Origin of the sequence: Maribacter sp. (assembly GCA_020629415.1) — a bacterium.
In the GTDB taxonomy this organism is placed as follows: domain Bacteria; phylum Bacteroidota; class Bacteroidia; order Flavobacteriales; family Flavobacteriaceae; genus Maribacter; species Maribacter huludaoensis.
Genome location: JAHDDL010000068.1, coordinates 1 through 8,947, shown reverse-complemented (window position 1 = coordinate 8,947; position 8,947 = coordinate 1). Strand labels below are relative to the sequence as shown.

The following is an 8,947-nucleotide window of genomic DNA, read 5'->3' as shown; positions in this document are numbered from 1 at the left end:
CTTGATTTCAATACCTAATAATGGGTATTTTTAAAAGTTCTAAACGATTTTACATGCAATTACTGCCCTTTATACTTAAACACACCCAACTGCCCGAAAAAGGAATACAGAATACAATTGAGCTTTTAAATGCCGATTGCACCATACCTTTTATATCTAGATACCGTAAAGAAAAAACCGGCAATTTAGATGAAGTACAAGTGGGAGCCATTGTTCAATTCAAGGAACAATTTGAAGCGCTAGAAAAACGTAAAAAAGCAATTATAAAGGCGGTTGATGAGCAAGGCGTACTTACAACGGAACTACAACAAAAATTTGAGCGCGCTGAAGACCTTACCGAATTAGAAGATCTTTATTTGCCTTTCAAAAAAAGCAAAAAAACAAAAGCCGAAGTTGCCCGTAAAAACGGACTAGAGCCTTTGGCAAAAATCATTATGGCGCAACGTAATGATGATATTGAGTTTACGGCATCTAAATACCTTAGCAATACTGTTGAAAATGAAGATGATGCTTTAGAAGGTGCACGCCATATTATTTCTGAATGGATCAATGAAAGAACAGATATTAGAGCATCTATCAGATCTCAATTAGCAAGATTTGCCATTATTAGCACTAAAGTAATCGGCACAAAAAAAGATGATGAAAAGGCGCAGAAATTCCGTGATTATTTTGATTGGAGCGAGCCTTTGAACAAATGTCCGTCACACAGATTATTAGCCATACTTCGCGCCGAATCGGAAAAATTCATTCGGGTTAAAATTGAATTGGATGATGAACGATTATTAGACCGAATAGAAAACAGAATTATAAAAACAAATAATGCCTGTGCCCAACAAATTGAAATGGCTTTGGCAGATGCCTATAAGAGATTATTGTTTCCTTCTTTATCCAACGAACTTTTAAAAGTGGCAAAGGAAAAAGCAGACGATGATGCCATTGCTGTATTTTCCAATAATCTTAGACAATTATTATTGGGCGCTCCTTTGGGAGAAAAACGTATACTTGCCATTGATCCCGGTTTTAGAACAGGCTGCAAAGTGGTTTGTTTAGATGCCCAAGGCAATTTGCTTCACAATGAAACCATATACCCACATGCACCACAAAACGATGTTGGCGGAGCTATCAAAAAATTAAGCTCATTGGCAAATGCGTATAAAATTGAGGCTATAGCCATTGGCAACGGTACAGCGTCAAGAGAAACGGAACAAGTTGTAAAGAAAGTACTATTCAACAATCCCGTTGAAGTTTTTGTTGTGAGCGAAGCTGGTGCCTCTATCTATTCCGCATCTAAAATTGCGCGAGAAGAGTTTCCCAATTATGATGTTACCGTACGTGGCGCCGTTTCTATTGGTAGGCGTTTGGCAGACCCACTTGCAGAACTAGTGAAAATAGACCCTAAATCTATTGGTGTAGGGCAATACCAACATGATGTAGACCAAAACAAGCTAAAAACTTCGTTAGATACGGTAGTTGAAAGTTGTGTAAATTCCGTCGGTGTAAACATCAATACCGCCAGTATTCCACTATTAAGTTATGTATCTGGTATTGGCCCTAAATTAGCGGAGAATATTGTAAGCCAAAGAAAGGAAAAAGGAGCTTTTAAAAGCCGAAAAGATATTATGGATGTTCCTCGTTTAGGCGGCAAAGCGTTTGAACAAGGGGCGGCATTTCTACGTATTAAAGATGCGGAAAATCCGCTTGACGATTCTGCCGTTCACCCAGAGAGTTACGGTATCGTAAAACAAATGGCAAAAGATAAAGGAACCGAAATTCTTTCCTTAATTGGCAACAAAACGCTCCTTAAAGACATAGATCTACAAAAATATTGCACCGCCGAAGTTGGATTACCCACCTTGGAGGATATACGTTCAGAATTGGAAAAACCTGGACTGGATCGTAGAGAAAAGGCAAAGGTGTTCACCTTTGATCAAACTATTAAATCGATCACCGATCTTCACAGTGGGCAGTTACTACCAGGTATTGTAAACAACATTACCAACTTTGGGTGTTTTGTGGATATAGGTATTAAGGAAAGCGGATTGATCCATGTTTCAAATCTCTCGGACAGCTTCGTTAAAGATGTTAACGAGCATGTTCATTTACACCAACAAATAATTGTAAAGGTATTAGATGTTGATGTTTCAAGAAAACGAATTCAATTGAAGCTTCACAAATAGAAATGTAATGCTAAAAATAGCCTATCATCCTATTTACAAACATCCATTGCCAGAAGGGCACCGGTTTCCAATGCTAAAATATGAACTGCTACCACAGCAACTTATTCATGAAGGCACATGTACCGAGGCTAATTTCTTTGAGCCAGAAATACCAAATGACAAGCATATTGTAGCGGTACACGATCCTGAGTATTTCTATGATTTGTTGAACATTATGATTTCGCCAAAAATGGCACGAAAAATAGGTTTTCCGCTATCAGAAGAACTGGTAGAACGAGAACGTATTATTGCCGACGGCACCATACGAGGTTGTGAATATGCATTAAAAAATGGCATTGCCATGAATATTGCCGGTGGCACCCACCATGCCTATAGCGACCATGGTGAAGCCTTTTGCATGCTCAACGACCAGGCTATTGGCGCAAGGTATTTACTGAATAAAGGGCTGGCGAAAAAAATTCTCATTGTTGATCTGGACGTCCACCAAGGCAATGGAACTGCAGAAATATTTCAAAATGATGAGTCGGTCTTTACGTTCTCTATGCATGGGGCTAGTAACTACCCGTTCAAAAAAGAAGAATCTGATCTTGATATTGCCCTACCAAAAGGAACCAACGACGAAACCTACCTTTCTACTTTAAAGAAAGAATTACCCCAACTAATTAAAAATGAACAGCCAGATTTCATCTTTTATCTCTGCGGCGTAGACATTCTTGAAAGTGACAAATTAGGAACTTTAGGAATGAGTGTAGAAGGATGCAAAAAACGGGACGAGTTTGTTCTAAGCACTTGCCATAGACTAAAAATACCCGTACAATGCAGCATGGGCGGTGGTTATTCCCCAGATATCAAAATCATTGTAAATGCCCATGCAAATACGTTTAGAATAGCCCAGAATCTTTATTTTTAAAGAGATGCGGAATGTTTAGAGCAAAACATTGTTTTAAATTGACTATATTCTAAAGCACCATAACTTTAAATTTGCGGTATGAAAAATCTAATAATCCTTTTGGGAATAACTTTTTGTCTTTCATTAAATGCGCAAGACTCCATTAAAGACTCCACAGAAACCCGTTGGAAGATGTTTACCCATGATTTGGGCAGTATGGTTGGTGGTGTAGGATACTCATACGCACGCCCTTTTCATTGGAAAGGTAATCAATGGGCGCAATTTGGTGCCGTAGTTGCAGGTACAGGCTTAGTGTATTTGGCAGATGATGAAACATCTCGTTTTATAAGAAATAATAGAGAAGGTATACCTAAGGTTGTCCGTGATTACGGTGAATTCTACGGAAGTCCTTCAAACAATTATATAGCTACATCTGGTGTTTATGCTGTAGGTCTAATAACCAAGAATGAAAAATTAAGACGTACAGGGGTGCTCTTAGTATCATCGGCCACTTCTGCAGGTCTTTTACAACAAGTTTTAAAATCTGTAGTAGGTAGGGCAAGACCTTTGGCAAATTTAGGCAAGGACACTTTTGACCCGTTCAACTCCAGTAGAAATTTTCATTCATTTCCTTCAGGTCATGCCCTATTGGCTTTTACCAATGCATATGCTATAGGTAAGCAATTTAAAAATCCGTGGGTAAAAGCCGGTATATATACTATTGGTGCCATACCGGGCATATCTCGTGTTTGGGATGGCCAGCATTATTTAAGCGATATGGTATTTGCCTTTGCCATAAGTATTGCTACGGTAGAGTCTATAGATCGATATCTAGATAAAAGGTATGATGAAAAATATAACGACCAAACCAAAATGGTAAGTTGGAATCTTAATTTTGGACCAGGTCAATTGGGTGTTACCGTTAATTTTTAAATCGGACAAATATCCATTACTAAGAATCTAACATGTATAGTGCAAACTTAATTTTCCAATAAGGAACTTTTTCTTCAAAATATTCAAAATAGTCTTTTAACCCTGTAGCATCGGTTAGTTCTGATTTGGCTTTTTCTATTTGTGCTATTTCTTTAGCGTCAACAAACTGATCTAAATCTAGCTCCTCACCTTCGGCATGCTTTTTCATTAAATGTCCGTAAATGGTATTTTCAGATAGGTTTCTTTGGGCGGCTATCTCAGAAACCGATAATCCATCAGAAAACAATTCAAAAGTTTGATCGTGAGTTTTCTTTTTAGATTTTTTAGTGCCTACATGCTTTTTAATTTCCTGTAAAAACACATCGGCATACTTCTCTAGTTTCGCCTGCCCTACTCCGGACACCTCCATAAATTCCGTTTCGTTCTTAGGTAATTTGGCTTCCATATCTTTTAAACTGGCATCACCGAAAACTACATAGGCAGGAACATTCTGTTCCGTTGCGATCTGTTGTCTGAGCAATCGTAACTTTTCGAACAAGTCCGTTTTCTCAACTTTTAATTTGGCAACCGCTTTTTTCTTTTCTTTTTCTTTCTGAAGCACGGCCAATTGAACCTTTTTACCTGAAAACAATACTTCTTTTGCCTGAGGGGTCAAGCCAAGCCTGGCGCCTTCCCTAAAATTAATATTCAACACACCTTGGTTCAACAATTGAATGACATATTGCTGTAAGTCTAACCAAGAGACATCTTTTACGGCACCATAGGTTTTTATATTCTGATATCCTTTTTCCAATACCTGTGCATTCTGGGCACCTCTTAAAACATCTATTACCATTCCCATAGGTTCGCGTTCCTTTAACCGTGCAACCCCGGAGCAAATTTTTTGAGCCAATAAAGTAGCATCAAAATAAGCAGGTGGCGAATTACAGATATCACAATTACCACAACCTTCGCTAACCTGTTCTCCAAAATAGTTCAACAAGGCAATTCTCCTACAACTCAATGCCTCTGCAAATTGCTGCATACGCTCTAACTTGGCATATTCAACATCTGCATTTTCACTTTGGGTAATGAACCTACGTAATTGTGCTACATCTGCAAAACTGTAGAACAACAACGCATGAGCAGGTAATCCGTCCCGACCACCACGACCAATTTCTTGATAATACCCTTCAATATTCTTTGGTAAATTGTAATGAATGACCCAACGTACATTACTCTTATCTATACCCATACCAAAAGCAATGGTAGCGGCAATAATGGGAACCTTATCCGTAATAAATTCTTCTTGAACTGAAGAACGTTCATCAGAGGACATACCTGCATGATATGCTTTAGCGTTAAAACCGGCATTGCGCAATTTTTCGGCAATAGATTCTGTACTTTTTCGGCTTAGGCAGTAGATGATTCCGCTTTCATTGGGTCTATCATCTAAAAAATCTAGAATATGCTTTATTCTATCCTGAGCCGGTTTTACATCTAGATATAGATTAGGCCTATTAAAAGATGCCAAATGACGCTTGGCATTTACAATCTGTAATTGATCTACGATATCATCTTGTGTAGTCTTATCCGCAGTTGCAGTAAGCGCCATAACAGGAATATTGGGAAATCTTCTTTTTAATCCGCCTAACTGAGTGTAAGCAGGTCTAAAATCATGACCCCATGAAGAGATACAATGTGCTTCATCTACTGCAAAAAGACTAATCTTTAAGTTACCTAGAATAGTATTAAAAAAACCTAAACTCTCTGGGGCTACATAAAACAGCTTCAACTCGCCTCGTTCTAACTTCCCTAGGATTTCTTCTTGTGTTTCTACGGACTGTGAGCTGTTGTAATATTCTGCTGCAATTCCGTTTGCCTTCAGCACATCTACCTGATCCTTCATCAATGCTATCAACGGTGATATTACAATCGCAGTACCTTCAAGTGCCAGTGCCGTTAACTGATAACAAAGAGACTTACCACCACCTGTGGGCATAATTGCCAATACATCTTTTTTACCAAGTGCATCTTCAATTATAGATAACTGATTCGGTTTAAACGAATCATAACCAAAATGTTTTTTTAATAATGGTAGTAGGTCCTTTTCTATTGCTATCATGTTCTGCAAAAATAGTGTTTGAAATTGTCTTAACTAGATGATCGTTCAATATTACTTACCTAACATCAACAACTCATTACACCTTATTTCGGTAATGTATCTTTTTTCACCTTCCTTGGTTTCATATGAACGGTGGGTAAGCTTACCTTCAATGGCTACTTGTTTTCCTTTGGCCAAATAATTCTCAACGATTTCGGCCGTTTTTCCCCAAGCAACAATATTGTGCCATTGGGTATCATCAACCTTTTCGCCTTTTGCGTTCTTATAACTATCTGTGGTCGCTATTGAAAACTTAGCTAGTTTAGTACCTCCTTCTAAGTTTACAATTTCTGGGTCTTGACCTAAATTTCCAATTAACTGTACTTTGTTTTTTAATGCGTTCATTTTACTAATTTTTATAGATTAAAAGTTTTTAAAATCCAAGCCTCGTTGACTTGACACTGCAAACCTAGAACAGCATTGATATGAAATTCGGGTAATAAACGTTTACTGTCGTTTGTATTCGTTTACAGTCGTTTAAAAATGTTTTTACAACTGATATACAGGTAACTATATACTTGTTTACACTTAGAAGTAAAGTTTGATTTCGGATGCTATATCCTGTATTTTTTTTCGGTTGATTGATTACTACTTGTATTATGGTTACTGTATCGCTAAATCAATATAGCATAGCATAACTTTTTTCATATACCAATATTCCGAATTTCAATGAGCGTTGTGCATTGTCAATGAATCGCTTTCTTATGGCGCTTCTAAAACTGTACGGTCAAAACCGATGCTATTTATTTGCATTAGGATTCCATTCTAATCCTTTTTTTAATGCCTTATTAAATTTAGATGGCTTAGGTACTTCTTTTATTGGTTCGTCCAATGTTTCTAAATCTGTAAAAGGTATTTCTTTTTGACCATATTTTTCATTGATAAGTCTTTCAAAATCTCTTTTGTCTTTTGATATAGATGCTAACGCTTCAACCGTGTACAATACCTTTTTTAAAGCCTCCCTACCCTTATCCTCCGTTAATGATTGATGAAGCCTATATTTTAAATTACCCGCTTCTGTTTTAGGAGTTTTAGATTTCAACTTATCTAATACAAATGTTCCTTTAGGGAGATTAGAATAAACATATCTATTTGTTAAATGACCTATAAATTGAGGTTTTCTTTTGATATTTTGAGGAGTAAAAGGAATATTCCAAAGCCTAAATATTTCTCGATAAAACGATAATTGAAATTGCTTTTGATAGTCTAATATCTCATCAGAAACTAGAGCTTTTAAAATAGTCTGTAGTTCCTTTTTCTCTCTATCATATTGATAACCCGTAGACTCATCAATTAAAGCTATAATACCAACTTTAGCAAACGTTCTTACTAATATTTCACATTGATCAGCTATTATCTTCTGTCTAGCAGAAAGTTTTATTTCACTTCTTGCTTGTAAAAACGCATCACATATATCTACTAATACCGTTGCTTCATATCCATTTATCTTCTGTTCTCCTCTATAGCAGATTAAAGGGTCATAGTGGCCTTGTTCTTTTCCCTTATATATATAGTCATGCAGCGATTTTTGACCTAAGTATCTGGCCAACCTTGTGCCAGATGGATTGACTTCATTTTCATCAATCATATTTAAGGCTAATTGCATTCCATTACCTGATAAAACTCGTGTTCCATCCTCTAAAACATAACAATCAATTGATATATTATCAGTTAACTCCAAAACACCATCATATTTAACGATGTTTTCTTTTTTTTCTGATTTAGCCATTTATTAATTCTTTATAAGTGATTCTATTCTCGGTGTTCTGTAAAAATAAATTAAATCTCATTGCTTCGCTAGATGATCTTGAATTGTATCGAAATACGAATTCATCAACGTATAACTGCAAGTGTTTTTTAGAAGTAAAATGATAAATACCTATAATACCTCTTTTTAACAAAGACCAAAATCCTTCTATTGTATTTGTATGCACTCTACCTTGTACATATTGGTATTGGCTATGCTTCACAACTTGGTGGTCGTAAACTCTTTTTAAACGCTTATAAGATGTATATTCATCAGTATAAAGTTTTGCTGTTTCTTTTACACTTTTAAGTATCTCTATTGATAATGTTTCATAAGTTGTGTTAGGTATCTGCTTAGCTATTACTTTACCGTTTCTTTCTACCATTCCTAAAACTGGCGCTTTATCATCAGAAGAACCTTTAATCTTCTTATTAGCGTGTCTATTTTTATTCTTACCACCTACAAAAGTTTCATCCGCTTCAACTTCATTATCTAATTGAGAATCATTATCAATACCGAAGCATTGACGTATTCTAGACAACATGAACCAAGCAGATTTTTGAGTAATATTTAAATCTCTACCTAACTGTAAAGAAGAAATACCTTTCTTGTGTGAAGTAACCAACCAAATACCTAAGAACCACTTTTGAAGCTCAATTTTAGTATTGTCAAAAATAGTGTTGGTCTTTACGTTAAAATATTTACCTGTATTCTTACATTTGTATTTGTTCCCCTTACAATTATAAACCTTAGATTCTGAATCGAAAGGACTTACTACATTACCGTTCCATCTTAATTGCTCTAAATGGTCAATACAAGATTGTTGAGTTGGAAAGGCTTTTATTAAGTCTATTATCGAATTAAAATCTTGATTGATCATAGTGGTATTATTACACTACTAAGATAATACTTTAATTACACCAAACCTAATTATTTAGTGTAATTAAGTTCTAAAAATTAAAATTATTATGATTGATATTGATAAAATTCCAAAAGACTTAAGGTATTACTTAATAACGGTTACCACTTTACCTTTTTGGTATATATCTATATATTAT

The 8,947-nt window shown here is 35.9% G+C and carries 7 protein-coding genes; 3 read left to right on the top strand and 4 right to left on the bottom strand.

The genetic code is table 11. The features are described from left to right. Nucleotides 1-53: 53 nt before the first annotated feature. The 3 genes from QZ657_RS16740 to QZ657_RS16730 all read left to right on the top strand — a co-directional run bounded on the left by QZ657_RS16740 (nucleotide 54) and on the right by QZ657_RS16730 (nucleotide 3,999). The gene (locus tag QZ657_RS16740; protein ID WP_291968185.1) at nucleotides 54-2,177 is read left to right on the top strand and encodes a Tex family protein; all 2,124 of its coding nucleotides are present in this window, start codon (nucleotides 54-56) and stop codon (nucleotides 2,175-2,177) included. 7 nt (nucleotides 2,178-2,184) lie between these two features. After that, nucleotides 2,185-3,087, top strand: a complete 903-nt coding sequence (locus QZ657_RS16735; RefSeq protein WP_291968184.1) for a histone deacetylase — start codon at nucleotides 2,185-2,187, stop codon at nucleotides 3,085-3,087. Nucleotides 3,088-3,165: 78 nt separating this feature from the next. After that, nucleotides 3,166-3,999 carry a phosphatase PAP2 family protein gene (locus QZ657_RS16730; RefSeq protein ID WP_291968183.1) on the top strand — a complete coding sequence of 278 codons (834 nt, stop codon included), beginning with the start codon at nucleotides 3,166-3,168 and terminating at the stop codon, nucleotides 3,997-3,999. Nucleotides 4,000-4,018: 19 nt separating this feature from the next. Here the strand turns inward: QZ657_RS16730 and recQ are convergent, their stop codons facing one another. The 4 genes from recQ to QZ657_RS16710 all read right to left on the bottom strand — a co-directional run bounded on the left by recQ (nucleotide 4,019) and on the right by QZ657_RS16710 (nucleotide 8,769). Then, the gene (recQ, locus tag QZ657_RS16725) at nucleotides 4,019-6,103 is read right to left on the bottom strand and encodes a DNA helicase RecQ (RefSeq protein ID WP_291968182.1); all 2,085 of its coding nucleotides are present in this window, start codon (nucleotides 6,101-6,103) and stop codon (nucleotides 4,019-4,021) included. A 51-nt stretch (nucleotides 6,104-6,154) separates the two neighbouring features. Continuing rightward, nucleotides 6,155-6,487 (bottom strand): single-stranded DNA-binding protein, encoded by a 333-nt coding sequence (locus QZ657_RS16720; protein ID WP_276471291.1) that lies wholly within the window; start codon nucleotides 6,485-6,487, stop codon nucleotides 6,155-6,157. A gap of 394 nt (nucleotides 6,488-6,881) precedes the next feature. Then, the gene (locus tag QZ657_RS16715) at nucleotides 6,882-7,871 is read right to left on the bottom strand and encodes a P63C domain-containing protein (RefSeq protein ID WP_291968181.1); all 990 of its coding nucleotides are present in this window, start codon (nucleotides 7,869-7,871) and stop codon (nucleotides 6,882-6,884) included. After that, nucleotides 7,864-8,769 (bottom strand): IS1595 family transposase, encoded by a 906-nt coding sequence (locus QZ657_RS16710; protein ID WP_291968180.1) that lies wholly within the window; start codon nucleotides 8,767-8,769, stop codon nucleotides 7,864-7,866. The genes QZ657_RS16715 and QZ657_RS16710 overlap by 8 nt, the downstream gene beginning before the upstream one ends. Nucleotides 8,770-8,947: the final 178 nt, after the last annotated feature.